The 18,631-nt window shown below is 53.9% G+C and carries 17 protein-coding genes; 7 read left to right on the forward strand and 10 right to left on the reverse strand.

Annotated features, from left to right (window positions below; translation table 11 throughout):
- Positions 1-203: 203 nt before the first annotated feature.
- From R1W01_RS18270 to R1W01_RS18310, 9 genes are all read right to left on the reverse strand, one after another.
- Positions 204-416, reverse strand: a complete 213-nt coding sequence (locus tag R1W01_RS18270) for a helix-turn-helix domain-containing protein (protein ID WP_297753985.1) — start codon at positions 414-416, stop codon at positions 204-206.
- Between the two features lie 177 nt (positions 417-593).
- Positions 594-1,520 carry an electron transfer flavoprotein subunit alpha/FixB family protein gene (locus tag R1W01_RS18275; protein WP_297753982.1) on the reverse strand — a complete coding sequence of 309 codons (927 nt, stop codon included), beginning with the start codon at positions 1,518-1,520 and terminating at the stop codon, positions 594-596.
- Positions 1,520-2,278: an electron transfer flavoprotein subunit beta/FixA family protein gene (locus R1W01_RS18280; protein ID WP_297753978.1), complete on the reverse strand. Its 759-nt coding sequence runs from the start codon at positions 2,276-2,278 to the stop codon at positions 1,520-1,522. Before R1W01_RS18280 ends, R1W01_RS18275 begins: the two co-directional genes overlap by 1 nt.
- Before the next feature lie 424 nt (positions 2,279-2,702).
- A complete protein-coding gene (pcaF, locus tag R1W01_RS18285; protein ID WP_243614269.1) occupies positions 2,703-3,902 on the reverse strand; it encodes a 3-oxoadipyl-CoA thiolase in 1,200 nt (399 codons plus the stop codon).
- Between the two features lie 139 nt (positions 3,903-4,041).
- On the reverse strand, positions 4,042-4,797 hold the full coding sequence (locus R1W01_RS18290) for an SDR family NAD(P)-dependent oxidoreductase (protein WP_243614270.1): 756 nt from the start codon (positions 4,795-4,797) through the stop codon (positions 4,042-4,044).
- Positions 4,798-4,865: 68 nt separating this feature from the next.
- Positions 4,866-6,503, reverse strand: coding sequence for a flavin-containing monooxygenase (locus tag R1W01_RS18295; protein WP_243614271.1), 1,638 nt, complete (start codon positions 6,501-6,503; stop codon positions 4,866-4,868).
- A 112-nt stretch (positions 6,504-6,615) separates the two neighbouring features.
- On the reverse strand, positions 6,616-7,518 hold the full coding sequence (locus tag R1W01_RS18300) for an alpha/beta hydrolase (protein ID WP_243614272.1): 903 nt from the start codon (positions 7,516-7,518) through the stop codon (positions 6,616-6,618).
- 242 nt (positions 7,519-7,760) lie between these two features.
- Positions 7,761-9,803: an FAD-dependent oxidoreductase gene (locus R1W01_RS18305; RefSeq protein WP_297753971.1), complete on the reverse strand. Its 2,043-nt coding sequence runs from the start codon at positions 9,801-9,803 to the stop codon at positions 7,761-7,763.
- Positions 9,804-9,811: 8 nt separating this feature from the next.
- Positions 9,812-11,266, reverse strand: coding sequence for an NAD-dependent succinate-semialdehyde dehydrogenase (locus R1W01_RS18310; RefSeq protein ID WP_297753968.1), 1,455 nt, complete (start codon positions 11,264-11,266; stop codon positions 9,812-9,814).
- Between the two features lie 224 nt (positions 11,267-11,490).
- On the opposite strand from R1W01_RS18310, the gene R1W01_RS18315 reads away from it, so the two are divergent.
- The 5 genes from R1W01_RS18315 (at position 11,491) to R1W01_RS18335 (ending at position 16,776) form a co-directional block, all read left to right on the forward strand.
- Entirely contained in the window at positions 11,491-12,231 is a 741-nt protein-coding gene (locus R1W01_RS18315; RefSeq protein ID WP_297753965.1) for an IclR family transcriptional regulator, read from the forward strand.
- A gap of 16 nt (positions 12,232-12,247) precedes the next feature.
- Entirely contained in the window at positions 12,248-13,408 is a 1,161-nt protein-coding gene (locus R1W01_RS18320) for an acyl-CoA dehydrogenase family protein (RefSeq protein WP_297753960.1), read from the forward strand.
- Positions 13,409-13,425: 17 nt separating this feature from the next.
- A complete protein-coding gene (locus tag R1W01_RS18325) occupies positions 13,426-14,640 on the forward strand; it encodes an iron-containing alcohol dehydrogenase (RefSeq protein WP_317275463.1) in 1,215 nt (404 codons plus the stop codon).
- Positions 14,640-15,824 (forward strand): CaiB/BaiF CoA transferase family protein, encoded by a 1,185-nt coding sequence (locus tag R1W01_RS18330; RefSeq protein WP_297753955.1) that lies wholly within the window; start codon positions 14,640-14,642, stop codon positions 15,822-15,824. The genes R1W01_RS18325 and R1W01_RS18330 overlap by 1 nt, the downstream gene beginning before the upstream one ends.
- A 70-nt stretch (positions 15,825-15,894) precedes the next feature.
- A complete protein-coding gene (locus tag R1W01_RS18335) occupies positions 15,895-16,776 on the forward strand; it encodes a helix-turn-helix domain-containing protein (protein ID WP_243614279.1) in 882 nt (293 codons plus the stop codon).
- Between the two features lie 79 nt (positions 16,777-16,855).
- On the opposite strand, the gene R1W01_RS18340 is transcribed toward R1W01_RS18335, so the two are convergent.
- A complete protein-coding gene (locus R1W01_RS18340) occupies positions 16,856-17,335 on the reverse strand; it encodes an Lrp/AsnC family transcriptional regulator (protein ID WP_243614280.1) in 480 nt (159 codons plus the stop codon).
- Between the two features lie 160 nt (positions 17,336-17,495).
- On the opposite strand from R1W01_RS18340, the gene R1W01_RS18345 reads away from it, so the two are divergent.
- Positions 17,496-17,969, forward strand: a complete 474-nt coding sequence (locus R1W01_RS18345; RefSeq protein ID WP_297753949.1) for a DUF2000 domain-containing protein — start codon at positions 17,496-17,498, stop codon at positions 17,967-17,969.
- A gap of 95 nt (positions 17,970-18,064) precedes the next feature.
- Positions 18,065-18,535: a PaaI family thioesterase gene (locus R1W01_RS18350; RefSeq protein WP_297753946.1), complete on the forward strand. Its 471-nt coding sequence runs from the start codon at positions 18,065-18,067 to the stop codon at positions 18,533-18,535.
- The last annotated feature ends 96 nt before the right edge of the window (positions 18,536-18,631 follow it).

Genomic DNA, 18,631 nt, shown 5'->3' on the forward strand with positions numbered 1-18,631 from the left:
AGGAACTGGGGATCAAACCGGTCACACTCTACCGGCATGTCGTTTCCAACGGCAATCTATGCGATCTCGGAAAACGAGCTCTCGAAGCTTAGCGTAGGATTCTGCACTCTACGGCATCAGACCCCAGGAGGGGGCATCGGGCATAACTCCCGTGAATAAATTAATGAACTATCTGAAGTTTGGATCGAAAGCTATTGACAGGATCAGCGTCGCGGGGCGACCAGCGCTGATGGGTCGACAGAGAGAGCTGCAGCAATCTTTTCCAATATGTCCAAAGATGCCGCGTATTTGGCGTTTTCGAGCTTGCCCATGTAGCCACGATTCACACCCGCGCGCAGGGCGAGTTCTTCTTGGCTCAGCCCACGCGCGCGGCGTAAATCCTGGATGTTGAGGGCAACTCGGTCGCGTAGCTTCATGCCCAGAAAACGGACATGAAGGGCAGTATTTAACCACGCGATATACTATACATTCTGGAGCGAAGGCAACTTTGATAAGAAATGCAATTTGGTGTTTGAATCGCTCTGTCAGTCCAATGTCTCCAAAAAAAGCGGGTCGGCACAACATTTCGGCTGGCCGACCCAGTCAGGGAGGATTCACAGTTTCTCGGTGAGTTCCGGTACAGCCTGGAACAGGTCGACAACCAGTCCGAAGTCAGCAACCTGGAAGATCGGTGCTTCTTCGTCCTTGTTGATCGCGACGATGACTTTCGAGTCTTTCATACCAGCAAGGTGCTGGATGGCGCCCGAGATACCGATAGCGACATACAGGTCAGGCGCAACAACTTTACCGGTTTGACCAACCTGCCAGTCGTTCGGGGCGTAGCCCGAGTCAACGGCGGCACGCGAGGCGCCAACGGCGGCGCCCAGCTTGTCTGCCAGACCTTCGATCAGGGCAAAGTCCTCTTCCGAGCCAACACCACGGCCGCCCGAAACAACAACGCCAGCCGAGGTCAGCTCGGGGCGGTCGCTTTCGGCAACCTTGTCTTCAACCCAGCTCGACAGGCCGGGATCGGCGGCTGCCGACACGGTTTCGACCGAGGCAGAGCCACCTTCGCCAGCGGCGTCGAAGGTCGAGGTGCGGAAGGTGATGACCTTTTTCGCATCCGACGAACGCACAACCTGGTTGGCGTTGCCGGCGTAGATCGGGCGTTCGAAGGTGTTGCCGTCAACCACTGCGGTCGCGTCCGAGATCACCATCACGTCCAGCAGGGCTGCGACGCGCGGCATCACGTTTTTCGCGTCGGTGGTGGCCGGAGCGACGATGTGCTCGAAGCCATCGGCCAGCGACACGATCAGCGCTGCGGTCGATTCCGCCAGACGGTGGCCCAAGGACGCGTCTTCGGCGACCAGAACTTTGGCGACGCCGTCGATTTTCGCGGCGGCTTCGCCAGCGGCTGCGGCGGAACCGCCTGCGGCCAGAACGGTCACGTCACCCAGCGCCTTGGCGGCGGTGACAGCCTTGGCGGTGGCGTCCAGCGCCAGTTCGCCGTTGGTAACTTCTGCGAGAAGAAGAACAGCCATTACACAGCCCCCGCTTCTTTGAGTTTCTCTACCAGCTCGTCGACCGACCCCACCACGATGCCGGCGGCGCGGGCTTCGGGCTCTTTGGTTTCGACGATTTCAAGACGCGGAGCGACGTCGACGCCGTAGTCGGCGGCGGTTTTCTCGTCCAGCGGCTTCTTCTTCGCCTTCATGATGTTCGGCAGCGAAGCATAGCGCGGTTCGTTCAGGCGCAGGTCCACGGTAACGATGGCGGGCATATTGACCTTGATGGTCTGCAGGCCGCCGTCCACTTCGCGGGTCACAACGGCCTTGTCGCCGTCGATGTCCAGTTCCGAGGCGAAGGTGCCCTGGGACCAGCCCAGCAGCGCCGACAGCATCTGACCGGTGGCGTTCATGTCGTTGTCGATCGCCTGCTTGCCGGCCAGGACCAGGCCCGGCTGCTCTTCTTCGACGACTTTCGCCAGGATCTTGGCGACGGCCAGCGGCTCGATGTCGGTGTGCACGTCATCGGCAGCATTGACCAGAATGGCGCGGTCGGCGCCCATGGCCAGCGCGGTGCGCAGGGTTTCCTGGGCCTGCTTGACGCCGATCGACACGACGACGATCTCGTCGGCCTTGCCGGCTTCTTTCAGACGGATGGCCTGTTCGACCGCAATCTCGTCAAACGGGTTCATCGACATTTTCACGTTGGCGAGATCAACTCCGCTGCCATCCGCTTTCACGCGGACTTTCACGTTATAGTCAATCACGCGCTTGACAGGTACGAGCACCTTCATGGGCGTTGGACTCCTCTTCCATTTTCATTTTCTATCCAGTTCGACGAATACGTTCTTTGCGTTGGTCCGGCTTCCCAATGAGGCGTCGATGGCTTGGCCCTTGGTGTAGAGCGAAATCTGGATGCAGGTTTCCATTGTCATTGTCCAAATTGTTGAGGATGAGGTCGCGCTTAACCAAATTCTATCCTGTAGAGGCTGCAATGAAATCGATGACATCGATCTTGAGGCCGATGGTGTTGGGGTTGTAGGCCGTTGAGCTCTCAGTGTGTTCTCAAGTCTTGGTCATAAGAGCGGCACCAGCACTGCTGGTGCCGCGAGTTGATCGCCCGTGGGGAGGTGGGTGGGCGATCTCTGTTAGATAACATGTTTCAAACCAACTAATTGTAGTTCCAAACGCTGACAAATCTGTCTTTTCATCTTTCGTTCAAATGCCCTCTAAAGCTATGGCTATGCCCTGACCCACACCGATGCACATAGCCGACAATGCTCTTTCCCCGGCCTTAAGATCCAAGCTGGCAGTTCCTGTTATTCGCGCTCCTGACATGCCGAGCGGGTGGCCCAAAGCGATTGCGCCACCGTGTGGGTTGATGCGGGGGTCGTTATCTGTAATTCCGAGCGCGCGCAGCGCTGCCAAACTTTGAGAGGCAAATGCTTCGTTTAATTCGATTCTCGCGAAGTCGGTTTGGTTCAAACCCAAGCTATCCATGAGTTTGATCGACGCTGGCGCCGGGCCATAACCCATTATGCGTGGTGGCACGCCCGCGGTCGCTCCGCCGAGCACCTTCGCAATGGGCCTGAGGCCGTGCTTCTTTGCGGCTTCTTTGCTGGCGAGGATCAGTGCAGCTGCACCGTCGTTGACTCCAGAAGCATTGCCCGCTGTTACAGTTCCTCCCGCCTTTGCAATGGCACCCAACTTCTGTAGTCCTTCAAATGTGGTTGAAGCTCTCGGGTGCTCATCGGTATTAACGACAATCGGATCGCCTTTGCGTTGAGGAATAGTTACTGGTACAATTTCTTTGGCGAGGCGACCATTGGCTTGCGCTTTTGCTGCCTTCTGCTGCGAGTAAAGCGCAAACTTGTCTTGATCCGCGCGATTGACGTTGAAGTCTTCCGCCACGTTCTCGGCGGTTTCGGGCATACTGTCGACGCCGTATTGGTCTTTCATAAGCTTGTTGACGAAACGCCACCCGATGGTTGTGTCATGCACCTCGTTTGCCCTTGTAAAGGCGGCAGGTGCCTTTGGAATCACGAACGGCGCGCGAGACATGCTTTCGACGCCGCCAGCAATTATCATTTCGGCTTCGCCAGATTTGATTGCTCGCGCCGCAGTGATCACCGCATCCATACCTGATCCGCATAGACGATTCATCGTTGTTCCAGGAACGGTTTCCGGGTAGCCCGCCAACAAAAGCGACATGCGCGCCACGTTGCGATTGTCTTCGCCCGCCTGATTGGCGCAACCGTAGATCACCTCGTCGATGGCCTCTAAATCAAGGTAAGAGTTACGATTGGCCAGCGCCTTAAGCGGAATTGCGCCCAAGTCATCTGCGCGTACAGACGAAAGAGTACCACCATACCGGCCAATTGGTGTGCGGATGTAATCGCAAATGAAAGCATCAGTCATTTGTGGACTTCCTGATCTGCCTTGAACTAGCTGAAAGCACCTGCGGTGTGGTTCATCGAAATTCTTCGGCTTCTTTTTTGCAGGGTTGCACAAGTGCCCCCGCAAGGACCAAGCCTTGCGGGGGAAAGCAACAGTGAATTCAATTCGCTGTGTATCCGCCATCGACGACAATTTCTGCGCCGTGAACGAAGGATGAGTCATCAGACGCCAGGAACAGCACGGCGTTAGAAACCTCTTCCGGCTTGCTTGGACGTTTCAGTAGGGTTGCACCAAGAATAGCTTCACGCGTTGCTTCGTCGCTGTGCAGCAGATCCTTGGTCATCGGGGTGTCGATAACGCCGGGGTGGATAGAGTTCACACGAATCCCACTGTCTGCCAGATCGACGGCACAGGATTTGGTCAGTAACCGAACCGCGCCTTTTGAGCCAATGTAAGCTCCTGCGGATGCGGCGCCGACAATTCCATAAATTGATGAAATGTTGATAATCGAAGCGTTTCCAGATTTTTTCATCAACGGCACAGCGGCGCGAATGCCCAGATATACACCGCGAACATTAACGTCGAAGGTCATGTCAAACTCTTCAGGTGTAGTCTCGTGAAGAGGCTTCAGAATGAGAATGCCTGCGTTGTTCACTAGAATATCCAAACGACCTGTTTTGGATTGTACCGCGGAAATGACTTTGGCCCACTCGGCTTCCTGTGTTACGTCATGTTGGATGAATTCGGCTTGGCCACCGGACGCTACAATATTCTTAACTACGGTTTCACCCGCTTCCGCATCACGGTCAGTTACAAAGACCTGAGCGCCTTCGCGAGCTAGCAATTCGCTGTGGGCTTTGCCCATGCCCATCGCACCACCTGTTACCAGGGCAATTTTACCTGAAATACGTCCCATTCTCTTTCTCCCTTTTTTGATTGCTAATCAGCGATTGCCGGGGCATCGAAGAAGCCCCGGCAATTTACTTATGCTTCGGCGGTTTCTCGGTCGCGGATCAGAGACGGATAGCCTTCCTCCTTTACCGCACCGATGGCCGCGCGATAGTTCCCGATCCCAGCCATGTAGAACATGACCGCGTTCTTTTTGCCGGGGATGTTCGCGCCGAAGATCCAGCTTTCTGCCTTAGGGAAGAGGGTCATATCAGCGATTTCTCGACACGTGCCAACCCAGGCATCCCGTGCTTCCACGGTTGGCTCGACACTCTTGACGCCCGATTCTTCCATCGTGCTGATCGTCTCAGAGATCCACTCGACTTGGGTTTCAATACTTGGGGGTAGGTTTGTGAATGGGCCATTTGGGCCAAGGATCATAAAGAAGTTCGGGAAGTCGACTTCCATCATTCCAAGATAACCCAGGGGGCCTTCCTTCCATGTGTCGCGCATGGTCACACCGCCGCGGCCTCGGAGATCCATTTTCACGTAGTTGCCGTCAACAGCGTCAAAACCGGTGGCGAAGATTACGACGTCAAGTTCATGCTCCTCTCCGCTCTCCAAGCGAATACCGTTCGGGGTGAACTCTGTAATCGGATCGGACTTTACATCTGCGAGTGTCACATTGTCCCGGTTGTAGACGTCGAAATAGTCATTTCCGCAGAGCGGGCGTTTGGCATAGAGGTCATTTGGGATTAGCATTTCAGCAATCTGAGGATCTTTTACGATCTTGCGGATCTTGCCTTTGATGAAGTCGGCTGCTGCGTCATTGGCAACCTGACTCGTTGCAATGTCGCAGAAGGTCCCGAACATGAAGTAAAAGCCGCCACCGCGCTGCCATGCAGCTTCAAACACGCGCTCACGCTCTTCCTGAGTCGCCGTTTCCGCTGGGATAGTGCTTTCTTCGAAGCCAAATGCCACGGCTGAGTTCTTTACTTGATCCCAGATTTGGTCGTAGTTTGCCTTTTGCTCGGAAATAGTTGCTTCGTCCTGGGGCGTGTTGCCGATAGGGACTACATATTGAGCAGACCGTTGGAAAACCGTCAGGTGTTTCGCAACAGGGGCCGTCGCAGTGATGACCTGAACGCCAGTCGAACCAGTGCCGATGATGCCGACACGTTTGTTCGACAAATCGACATCTTCCGGCCAGGCGCCTGTGTGCAAAATGCGCCCCTTGAAATCATCAACACCTTTGAAGGCTGGAACGTTTGTTGCGGACAGCAGACCGAGGCCGGTCACCAGATATTTTGCGGTGACAGTCTCGCCGGAGTCTGTCGTGATGCTCCACAGCCCCGTTTCTTCATTGTATTGCGCACCGTCAACCTTCGTGTTGAACTTATAGCTGCGTCGCAGATCCAGATGGTCTGCCACTTCATTCATGTAGTCCAAAATTTCGGGTTGCGTCAGGTAGCGGGTTTTCCAGCGACCACGTTTCAGAAGTTCTTTGTCAAAGGAGTATCGGTAGACATAGCTTTCCGTGTCTGAAAGTGCGCCCGGATAGCGGTTGTGCCACCATGTGCCACCAACATCGCTGGCGCTGTCAAAACCTCGTACGTTCATTCCTTGTTCGTTGCGAAGCTTGTGGACGGCATAAAGCCCGCCGAAACCTGCACCAATTACAACCGCATCGTAGTCGGCGCCTGTTGTTTTGGTAATCTCTGTCTGTACGTTCATTTCACTCCTCCCAGAGCATGACCTCTCGATCTCGCGCTATGCGAGTGACAAGTCGGTTGATGATTGTTTTTGGAAACTGGCCCGCGCTGCATATCAGGCGGGCCAAAAATGGTCAGAGGCCCTTGTACCAGGCCGCGATCCGACCAAGTTCCTCTGTCGCTTCTGGTGCGCGTCCCGACAGGGCGGGGAAAACGTGCTGCATACCGTCAACAACAGAGAGCGTCGCATTAACACCCTGTTCTTTTGCCTTTTTGTAAAGGCGCTCAGAGTCGCTGAGCAAAGTTTCTGCGCCGCCAGCATTGATATAGAGTGGTGGGTAGCCCGAGAAATCATTCTCCAACGGGTTGGCGAGTGGGTTCAACGGGTTTGTCTCTTCTCCCAGGAACATGCCCGCCATTGCTTCAAGGATTGGCTTTCCAACCAGGGCGTCGGTTTCGGCGTTAGTTTCCAGTGATGGGCCACGCATCGCCATGTCGAGCCAAGGCGAGTACGCGATAACACCCCCAGGCAGCGGCAGGCCAAGTTCACGCATCTTGAGTACGCTTGCGACGGCAAGATTGCCACCCGCACTGTCACCTGCCGTCAGAATCTTTGCTGGTTCATAGCCTTGCTCCAAAAGTGCCTTGTACGCTGCGACTGCGTCTTCAAGCTGAGCCGGGAACGGATGTTCAGGCGCTCGGCGATAATGCAAGATCACGGAAATTACGCCCAGTTCCTTGGCAAGGTGACCTGCCATTTTTCTGTGGCTGTCCGCAGATCCTACGGCAAAGCCGCCACCATGCGTATAAACGATCACGCGAGATTTATCAGCGCCTTCAGGTAGCGCCCAAATAGCTTCGACCCCTCCCACATGGTCGCTTTTGTAGCTTACATTTTCGGGCTCAAGCGCGGGCTGACCCCATTCGTCGAACATGCTGCGCAGATTTGCGATCGTCAGGTCTGGGTTCTCGACCATCTGGTCTGTCCAGTTCTGATAAAGCGCTCGGAGCGTGTCTGCTTCTTTGCTGACTTGCATTGTCTTCCTCCCAGTTTACTCATGCGGCTCAGACGCCGCCTGTTGTCTTTCAAGTCCAACCTGGCTGCACGAACAGCTGAGATTGCCTCGAGTTTCTGAGTAAACGGGCAGGAGTCTTATGTATTGAACAGTCGTGCTTTGGGTATTGTCATTTCTTGCTCAGTCGATGCAAAGGCAGGCAAACACAGTGTGATAACGGGCTAAATTGCCTGCCTTCAGTTTTGATGAGAAGTGTTTATGAGTTAGGCGGAAGCGAAAACCAGATCTAGGTTGCGTGGCGTTTTCCAACTGAACGTGGTCTTTTCTGCGCACGCATCATAAAGCGCCCTTACTCGAGCCTCGCCGACGTTCTGAGCGTAGTGCATCAAACCACCTCGCCAGCGAGGGAAACCGTAGCCGTGGATCATCACCAGATCGATGTCCCGTGGTTGCTCTGCAATGCCTTCCTCAAGGATGTCGCAAGCTTCTGTCAGCATTGTTAGCACAAGCCGGTCAACAATCTCCTCAGAGCGAAATGTCTGAAGTGGAATGGTCAGGTCTTCTGAAATTTGGGAAATTTCCGCTGCGACTGTGCTTGAAGCTGAAGACCGACCTTCTGCGTCATAGTCATACCACCCTGCGCCAGATTTGCGTCCTAGGCGATTATGTTCCTCAACCATCTGTTCAACCAGTGGAACGTGATCCTCGTCTAGTCCTTTGTTGGCGGACCTCCTCTGAATATTCGCATAGGCAATGTCCAAGCCTGACATGTCCTGCGCTGAAAATGGACCCATTGCCATGCCAAAGTCACGCATTGCGGTATCAATTTGTTCGACCGAGGCGCCTTCTACTAGAAGGCGAATGGCGGCTTGCCGGTAGCTCGATAAGATCCGGTTCCCGATAAAGCCGTCGCATACGCCGGATAGAACGGGGACTTTATTAAGTCGGCTAGCCAGGTCAAATGCAATGCCTAAGGTGTTGTCCGAGGTTTGATTGCCCCGGACAATTTCCAAAAGCTTCATAATGTGAGCGGGGCTAAAGAAATGTAGACCGACGAAACGATCAGGATTCTTGAGGCCTTCCGCTAGTCGATTGACATCAAGGTAAGATGTATTGGTCGCAAGCACGGCATCATGTGGCAACACGGCTTCCAGTTCGTTCAGAATTGCGCATTTTACATCGAAGTTTTCGAATGCGGCCTCAATAGCTAGAGTGGCCTGAGGAAGATTTGCATAGCCAACTGCTGTGGCCAGACGAGAGACAATGGCCTGTGCGGCCTCATCCTGCAACACCCCTCGCTTGACGCCTTGGTTTACGAGCTCATGAAGGTTGTTGGAAGCCCATTCAGCCGATGCAGTATCGCGTTCTACGACCGTCACAGAAATCCCTGCGGATGCTAGTGTATAGGCAATGGCGGCCCCCATATTGCCGCCACCAACTACAACCGCGGTTTCAATTTTCTTTGAAGAACATGGGAAAATGCGTGCCTTGTTTGCCGCCGCACGCTCGGAAAAGAAGACGTGGCGAAGGGCGCGAGCTTGATCCGAAGTGCGCAAGGTCAGAAAAGTAGATCGTTCGTTTTGCAACGCTTCTGCGAATTGCATTGAGGCACTGGCTTTAACCAGGTCAACTGCGATCAGTGGAGCATCTTGGCCCGCCATCCGTCGCTTGGCACGCGTGTGCGCGGCGGCCAATGCCGCGTCATCCGGCAAAGGTGCTGGCAGATTGTCTGGAGCCCTTGCCTTCGCTAGATCAGCAGCGTCAAGCGCTAGAGCTGCCTCCAATGGATCTTCGGCCAATTGTTGGATCATCCCCAAGTTTATGGCCCGGGTGGCGGAAACTGCCTGTCCGCTGACAATCATATCAAGTGCGGATTCTATGCCGATAAGCCGAGGCAATCGCTGTGTCCCGCCAGCTCCGGGCACCATTCCCAGGATGACTTCGGGCAGACCCAATCTGGCTGCCGGAGCAGCGATACGGAAGCGGCACGCTAGGGCTATTTCCAATCCTCCGCCAAGTGCTACGCCGTTGATCGCCGCGATGGTTGGGATTGAAAGTTGTGCCAGCTTTAACAGCACATCGTTCAGCTGAGGATCATGCGGAGGCTTTCCGAATTCATTTGCGTCCGCACCCGCGACGAAAGTTGTCCCCGCACCGGTGATAATCAGGCGACTAGCGCCAGAGTCGTGTGCTCGGCTAATTCCGCGTTCGATACCGGCTCGAACCTCCGCATTGATCAGGTTAAGGGGCGGGTTGTTGATAGTTAGGATGGCGGAACCATTCACGATGCTAAATTCGACAGGCATCTGCAATCTCATTCTACAGGAGCGCGGTTGCGCGAAATGAATTTGGTCATGAGGTAACCATCAAAGGTCTCTGTTCCCCCTTCGCTTCCATATCCGCTGTCTCTGACGCCGCCGAACGGGGTCTCCGGTAAAGCGAGGCCGAATTGGTTGATGCTGACCATTCCCGCATGCAGATTTTGGGCGGCTTGGTCCGCTCGTTCCAAGGAATTGGTGAACACGTAGGATGCGAGACCGAATGGCAATCCATTCGCGCGCGATAGGCCATCTTCGATGCTCTTGAATGGAGATACCGCCGCAATAGGACCGAATGGTTCCTCTCGCATCAAAGCAATGCTGTCGTTGGGCGTGTCAACAATGGTTGGCGCAAAGAAGTTTCCAACATTGCCGATGCGACTGCCTCCGGTCAGGATATGCGCACCATTCTGTCGCGCATCCTCAACAAGCTGCTCCATCGCGTTAACGCGGCCGGGGTGACACAGCGGCCCCATATCAATGCGATCGTGCAACCCATCACCTACCTTTACGCTCTCAAAGGCCGAAACCAGTTCCGCCATGAAGTGGTCGTAGATCCCTTGTTGAACAAAAAAGCGGGTTGGTGCGATGCAAACTTGGCCAGCGTTGCGCAATTTGTTGGTCGCAAGGGCGCGTGCCGCTGCTTCAGCGTCGGCATCGTCAAATACCAAGACTGGGGCGTGGCCACCAAGTTCCATTGTCGCGCGCTTCATGTGGCGTCCGGCCAGTTCGGCTAGGTGCTTGCCCACTCCCACCGATCCAGTGAATGTGATTTTGCGCACTTCGGGGCGTGCAATAAGCGTCTCCGAGATGAAACCCGAATTACCCCAAACCAAATTAAGGCAACCTTCTGGCAGGCCCGCCTCTTGGAGGAATCGTGCTATTGCCATACAGCCTGCCGGCGCCTCTGCCGGCGCTTTGAGGATCATGGTGCAGCCTGAAGCTAGCGCCGCCGCCACTTTTCGAACCGCCTGGCTCAGCGGGAAATTCCAGGGAGTAATGGCAAGGCACACGCCAATGGGTTCGCGAACAACAAGCTGTTGAACCTGTGGGCTACGCGAGGGCACGATTCGACCATAGATGCGTCTGCACTCTTCAGCGTGCCAATCCACGTGATCGGCGGAGGAATGTACCTCGGCTAAGGCTTCGGCCAGGGGTTTTCCTTCATCAAGCGTGATCCAGCCAGATATCAGCGTGTCATTGGCCCTCAGAAGGTCTGCGAACTTCCGTAGAATTCCACTTCGATCCATGGGCGACGTGTCTCTCCAGAGTTGGAAAGCTGATTCGGCGGAACGAACGGCGAGATCCAAATCCGAAGCGCTTGCCTGGGGTATCTGTCCAATTTTTTCACCACTCGCTGGATTTAGGACAACGCGGTCTTCTTGTGTTTGAGCGCCGCTCCACTCTCGTCCTATCAGGTGTTGTATTACGGGATATTTCAAAGATTTCATTGTGTTGAGCCCTTTCTGTCTCTGGCTTTTTCGTGTGTTCAAACACGGAGGCGAAGTGCTGGGTTTGCATATATTCCGCACAGCGGAAAACTTTACCGCACTATTGACTGGGACGTTAACGAACGTTTAGATGCGATTCAAGACGCAGCGTTAGAGGTAGGAGAGACACATTGAGGCCAAGAAAGAACCGTACTGACGACACGGAAGGACCAGATCGAGATTTCGTGACTGCGCTGGCGCGTGGCCTCGAAGTACTGCGGGCATTCCGACGCGAAGGCGAGGCTCTCGGGAACGGTGATTTGGCCAAACGGACAGGTCTTAGCAGATCGACGATCTCAAGATTGGTCTACACGTTGAATAAACTCGAGTACCTTAGCTACGACCCGGATACTGCTCGCTATCGCTTGGCACCGCCTGTGCTGTCGCTGGGCTATTCTTGTCTCGCCGGGATGCCAGTACGGCAGTTGGCAAAACCTTATATGCAAGAACTGGCGGACTACACCGGCATGCCCGTGGCTATGGCCAGTCGTGACAGGCATTCGATGGTTTACCTGGAACGCTGCAAAGGAACCAATGCTGTGACGCTGGCAATAGAAGTCGGTGCCCATATCAAACTGGCGACATCGGCTGTGGGCCGCGCATACATCGCGTCGCAAGAGCCGGAAGAGCAAGCAAAAATCCTCTCCGTCTTGAAGGAACATGAAGGCGAAAACTGGTCGAAAGTACTGCCCGGCATTGAAACGGCCATCGAAAGCTACGAGAGGCTCGGATACTGCACTTCGTTCACGGAGTGGAAGAACAACGTAAATGCAGTAGCCGTGCCCTATATTCCCAAAGATGGCTCACCCGTCATTGCGTTCAACTGCGGTGGCCCTTCTCAAACATTGACGCGCGACTGGATTGAAAACGATGTCGCCCCCCGTCTTGTCGAACTTGTCCGTCGCCTTTCGACGGTCGCCCCCTAACTACGCTGAGAGCATCATGGCCCTAGATACAGACACCCTTTCGCAATTTCTCGACGCGCTCGATCGCTTCGTCAAGGAACGGCTGATACCCAAAGAAGAGCAAATAGCCGATCAGGATATGATTCCATCTGAGTTGGTGGACGAAATTCGTATGATGGGCTTGTTCGGCATGTCGATCCCCGAGGAATTCGGCGGTCTTGGCCTTTCAATGGCGGAGGAAGTGAAGGCGGCTTTTGTATTGGGCCAAACTTCTCCGGCATTTCGGTCTCTTGTTGGTACCAATAACGGAATTGGTTCACAGGGGATAATTATTGATGGAACCGATGCGCAGAAGGACCGATATCTGCCTTCGCTTGCCTCCGGCGAGATGATTGCCTCCTTTGCGTTGACCGAACCCGATGCAGGATCGGATGCGGGTAGTGTGCGTACTACTGCTCGCCGTGACGGAAGCGATTTCATCCTAAACGGTACAAAACGCTACATTACCAACGCTCCTCGCGCAGACCTTTTCACGGTTTTTGCTCGCACCAACCCTGACGAAAAGGGAGCTGCTGGCGTTAGCGCTTTCCTCATCGAAGCGGGGACTCCCGGGTTAACGCTAGGTCCGCCTGACCGCAAAATGGGGCAGAAAGGTTCTCACACCTGTGACGTTATTCTGGACAACGTTCGGGTTCCAGCAGCCAGCATTATCGGCGGCCCGGAGCGGCTGAACAAGGGCTTCAAAACGGCAATGAAAGTTCTAGACCGGGGGCGACTGCATATTTCCGCCGTTTGTGTGGGTGCCGCTGAGCGTCTGATCAAGGAGAGCCTGACTTTCGCAACAGAGCGTAAGCAATTCGGTGCTCCAATTGCAGATAAGCAACTGATCCAAGCGATGCTAGCTGATAGCAGGGCCGAGTCCTTCGCTGCGCGCTGCATGATCGAAGAAACCGCGCGCCGCAAGGACGCCGGCCAGAACGTATCAACCGACGCAGCCTGCTGCAAAATGTATGCAAGCGAAATGGTGGGCCGAGTGGCGGATCGCGCGGTGCAGATTCACGGTGGAGCGGGCTATATGGCCGAATACTCTGTCGAACGCTTTTATCGTGATGTGCGTCTCTTCCGTATTTACGAGGGCACAACTCAAATTCAACAAGTACTGATCGCGCGAAACATGATCCGCGACGCTGCGGCTTAAAAGAATTGGGGAATACAATGGACTTCAATTTTCTTTCCACACCAAAGATTGTTTGCAAAAGCGGCGGGCTCTCGCAGATCGGAAATCTCATGCAGGGGTTGTCCTGCACACGCGTGTTGATCGTGACTGATCCTGGCATTGTTGCTTGTGGTTTTTCTGGGGATACGGTCAATGCGCTCAAGGCTGAGGGTCTTGAGGCCAAAGTTTTTGATCAGGTCGCCGCCGATCCACCGATTTCTGTTGTTGAGACCGCTATCGAATGTGCTCGAGATTTTGGAGCAGATGGGGTAATTGGACTAGGGGGCGGCAGTTCGCTGGATACCGCAAAGGTCGTTGCAGCGGCGTTGCCCAACAAACAACCTGTCGCGGAAATGATTGGTGTTGACCGCGTCACTGGAAAACGTTTGCCGCTCGTTCAAGTGCCGACAACCGCAGGAACCGGCTCCGAGGTCACTTGGGTGTCAGTTTTGACTTCGGAAACGCATGAGAAANCAGGAACCGGCTCCGAGGTCACTTGGGTGTCAGTTTTGACTTCGGAAACGCATGAGAAACAAGCGGTCTACGCTCCACAGCTACTGCCTGATATTGCCTTGCTCGACGCTAAGCTCACATTGGGCATGCCGCGGTCCATAACGGCGGCAACGGGATTGGACGCCATGGTGCACGCCATAGAGGCCGCAACCAGCCGGACGCGCAAGAACCCAGTCTCGGATGCGCTTGCCGACAAAGCTCTTACTCTACTGGGTCAAAATCTCAGGAGAGTTTTGGACATGCCTTCGGACCTTGCAGCGCGCGAAGCAATGTTATTGGGGGCAACGCTGGCTGGAATGGCGTTCATCAATGCCAGCGTGGGAGCAATTCATGCTTTGTCTTATCCGCTGGGAACCGGATTTCACGTACCTCATGGGCACGGAAACGCATTGGTTGCAGGCCCTGTGATGCGTTACAATTTGCCTGCCGCAGAAAAAGAATATGCCCGCCTGTCACGGTTGCTTCTGCCAGCGCGGCCCTTCAAATCAAATGCTGCCGCCGCCAATGCTTTGATCGATGAGATGGAACAAATCTTGTCTGACAGCGGGTTGGAAACACGGCTGTCTGCATTGGGTGTCACCAAGGACGCGATTCCGAGCATGGCGAATGAGGTCGTCACTGGCATCAAGCGACTGCTTGAGACTAACCCGCGTGATATGACGGCCGAAGATGTCTCTCGTCTTTACCATGAGGTGCTCTGATGAGTGGAGCATTGGAAGGAATCAAGGTGGTCGATCTAAGTCGTGTGCTTGGGGGGCCGTATTGCACGCAGATGCTTGCCGACCACGGCGCGGAGGTGATCAAAGTTGAGCCGCCTCAGGGTGATGAAACACGAGGCTGGGGGCCGCCCTTCAAAGACGAGCTTAGCGCGTATTTTTCAGGAGCAAATCGCAACAAAAGATCCATAGCCATTGACCTGCGCCAACCGGAAGGGCGTAACCTGGTCTTGAGGCTGTTAGAAGATGCGGACGTTTTGGTTCACAATTTCAAACCTGGCGCACTGGAAAAATGGGGGCTTGGTTATGAGGAAGTGTTGTCAATCAAGTTCCCAAAGCTTGTGTTTTGCCACGTCACCGGCTTTGGCGCAGATGGGCCGCTTGGCGGATTTCCGGGGTATGACGCTGTTGTGCAGGCCATGACTGGGCTAATGAGTATCAATGGTAATCCAGCTAATGGCCCAACTCGGATGGGTACACCAATCGTGGACATTGGGACTGGCATGATTGCCTGTAATGCCATTCTCGCCTCCCTTCTGGAACGTGGTCGATCCGGATTGGGGCAAGCCATTGAGGTGCCGCTCTATGATTCCGCAATCAGCATGATGCACCCGCAAGCGGCCAATTCCTTGATGTCTGGGCAGATCCCGAAGGCGACGGGCAATGGACACCCTAATATCGTGCCATATGACATGTTTGAGACAAGCACCGGCAAACTATATTTGGCAGTTGGGAACAACCGGCAATTTGCGATTCTCTGTGATGTGCTCGGAATTCCAGAAGTGCCTAGAGACGTTCGGTTTGTCGACAATGCTGCCCGTTTGACCCATCGGGCAGAGATTACGCATCTTCTCTCTGAGTGTTTACGGTGTCATGATGCCTTCGAATTGGAACCCGTGCTATTAAATGCAGGCGTTCCTGCGGGTGTTGTCCGTGATGTCAATGAAGCCCTTGCCCATCCGCACACACGGCACCGCGATATGGTTGTTTCTAAAGAAGGGTACCGAGGCACAGGTGTGCCAGCGCGATTGTCGCGTACCCCTGGAACAGTACGTTCGGCGCCACCTCGTTTCGGGCAACACTCGATAGAGCTACTGCGCGAAGCCAAACTGACGGAAGACGAAATAGGCGAGCTGGTTAGCAAGGATATCGTTCGCGCTGAACAATAAGTCGGAGGGCTGGCTTAGATTGGAGTTGTGCTAGAAGAGGACAAGCAGAATACAGCTTGGGGAGGTGAAGATGAATAACGCACTCATTACGCCGAACGGTATACCTGAATGGATTCCAGGTGAGACTACGCTTGACAGTTCTGGTAGTGGATGGCGAGGCCTGACCCTAAAGGGTTACAACTACGATGGGCAAGATGCTGATATCCCACCTATGCGTGATTACATGATTGTTGCCTACGATTGCGCGGCAACAACGATGTCCCGATCTGACGGGGGCTCTTGGGAGCACGCGCGCGTGGGCAAAGGCCGAGTGTCTTTGCTGACGCGTGGAGAGAAGTCGACATGGCGTTGGGTTGATCCGATTTCCGTCAGACACGTCTACCTCACTCATGATGAGATCGAAACAACGGCACTGTCTGTTTTTGATCGTGATCCGCAATCTATTGAGATTAATGACCGACTATCTTCCGAGGATCCGGTGATAGTGAACTGCGTTCGCCTCTTGGAGGGCGAATTGAAGAATGGTGGGCTTGGTCAAAAGTTAATGATAGACGCTTTGCGCAACCAGATCGCTGTTCATTTGCTTCGCCAATATGCCCAAGTTACCTTGGACAGTGACGCCACCTGTAAATTTAATCCCAGCCAGCGGCGACGCATCATCGATTTGGTGGAAAGCTCTCTTGATGAAAACTTGAACATCAAGGATATGGCCGACACTGTTGGTCTCAGTCAGTTCCACTTTTCGCGACAGTTCAAGACAGAGTTCGGATACGCACCGCACGCCTATGTGTTGCGCAGACGCATTTCAAGAGCGAAAGAAATGTTGCGACAAGGAGATGTTCCTCTGAAAGTGGTCGCACTGGATTGCGGGTTTTCAGATCAAAGTCACTTTAGCCGTTCTTTCCGAAAAGCTACTGGACTAACCCCGGGCAAATTTCGGATGCTAGCATGAAGCTCGAAAACGATACGCTTACCCAAATTCAACAAAATGAGTTCAAGAACCGTTAGGCGCTAACCGCTCTGATTGATGTCTAGAGAATTGGCCATCCTTCAAACGGTTTGATTTCCTTGAGTGCAAAGCTGCTTGTCATTGCTTTGATTCCCGGCATCCGCCGCAGACGATTCATTGAGAATTCTGCGTAATCGTCGAGATCGCGACATACAACTTGTAGGAGAAAGTCGGCGCTGCCGCCGACGGAATGGCAGGAGACGATTTGTGGGTAGTCAGCGACAGCCTTTTCAAAGGAGTTGGCCTCTTCTGCTGAATGAGTATCGATTTGGACAGAAACATACACCAAAACGCCTAAACCGAGCCGATTGCGATCAATCACGGCCCGATAGCCTTGAATGTAGCCATCTTCTTCTAGGCGGCGAGTGCGCCGCCAGCATGGGGATGTGGACATGCCGGTTGCTTCGGCGAGTTCCGCATTGCTAAGTCGGCCATTGGACTGAAGGGCCAGCAGAATACGGCGATCCGCTTCATCAAGGAGTTTGGTTTCAACACTTTTCATATTTCACCGCTTGGGTATGATCTACCTGAATCCCAAATTTGTGAGGAAGAATATGCCTTGAAATTGGGAAATTCAAGCAAAATAGAACCAATTCGTTCGAGTGAAATGTGCTTAGTTCACTTCAAGATACACACATGCTTGCGGAATCCTGGAAGAACTTATGCCAACAGAAAACGTAACCTCTCCTACGACAAATGTTCACAATGCTCCCCTGCATGGTGAGGGTGATCTTCGATTGGCCATTGTCGTTTCACCCGATCAATCAATCGGTTATCTCGCAAACACAGTTGCGACAATTGCTGCTGGGATAGGGGCGGTGCATCCTGGCATAGGAAATGTAACGCTTACGGACAGTGAGGGCGTTTCGATAATGAATTCTGCGGACCGTCCAGTTCCAATTTTGCAAGCGGACTCCGCTCAGATGCTGACCATAGCGGAAAGCGCTCACAAGCATTCAACCGGCCTGACGCTGGTGGCCTTCCCAGAGTTTGCTCGAAAACTCCATTCTTTCAAAGATTACAAGGATGAGTTTCCACAACGCTCCCTGTCTAACGAAGCTCTGAGCGGAGTTGGCCTGTGTGGTCCAGCAAAAGCCGTTAAGTCGTTGACTGGTTCTTTAAAGCTCCTTCGTTGAGGAAGTGGAGGTCAATGCCCCGCGTGTAATAGGCCAATTGGATCGCGGAAAACTCCCAATCTCATCCTGCGTAACCAACAGAAGGATCTGTATGTATGCTCGACAATCTAACGCTCTATGAACATTTGCCAGAGAAGCAGTTTCAGCACCTCAGTGCACAATTCGCGCGAGAACCTGCTTACCGTTATATTGGGCTCAAGCTTCGTGATCTTCGCAGAGGATTTTGCGCGACGGTGACGACAGTATCCAATGATCTGCATCACCATCGTGGAGCGGTCCAAGGTGGTATCATCGCAATGATCGCTGATGCTACAGCCGGCTACACGGCGCTAGCCTCGCTTGATGTTGAGGCGATGTACGATGATATGGCAACGATCGAATTTAAAACTAGTTTCTTTCGACCTGGCGCTGCTAAGGAGCTCATCTGTGTTTCCAATCTTGTCCACGGCGGTAACAGAACCCTGTTCTGCGCTGCGAAAATTTATCTTGATGAGATTGGTGACAATCAGTTGTGCGCCGATGCGACATTGACTTTCTGGGGTCTGCTCCGGCTGAGTGCAGAATGACACCTTAAGCGTCGAGCACGCGTTTTCCATATTCGCGCAGGTTGCCTTTAGGGTCGACGTACCGGTACAGCGTGACGGGTTTCACGCCCAGTTCGT

This window comes from Shimia sp. FJ5 (genome assembly GCF_032918335.1).
Classification (GTDB): domain Bacteria; phylum Pseudomonadota; class Alphaproteobacteria; order Rhodobacterales; family Rhodobacteraceae; genus Shimia; species Shimia aestuarii_A.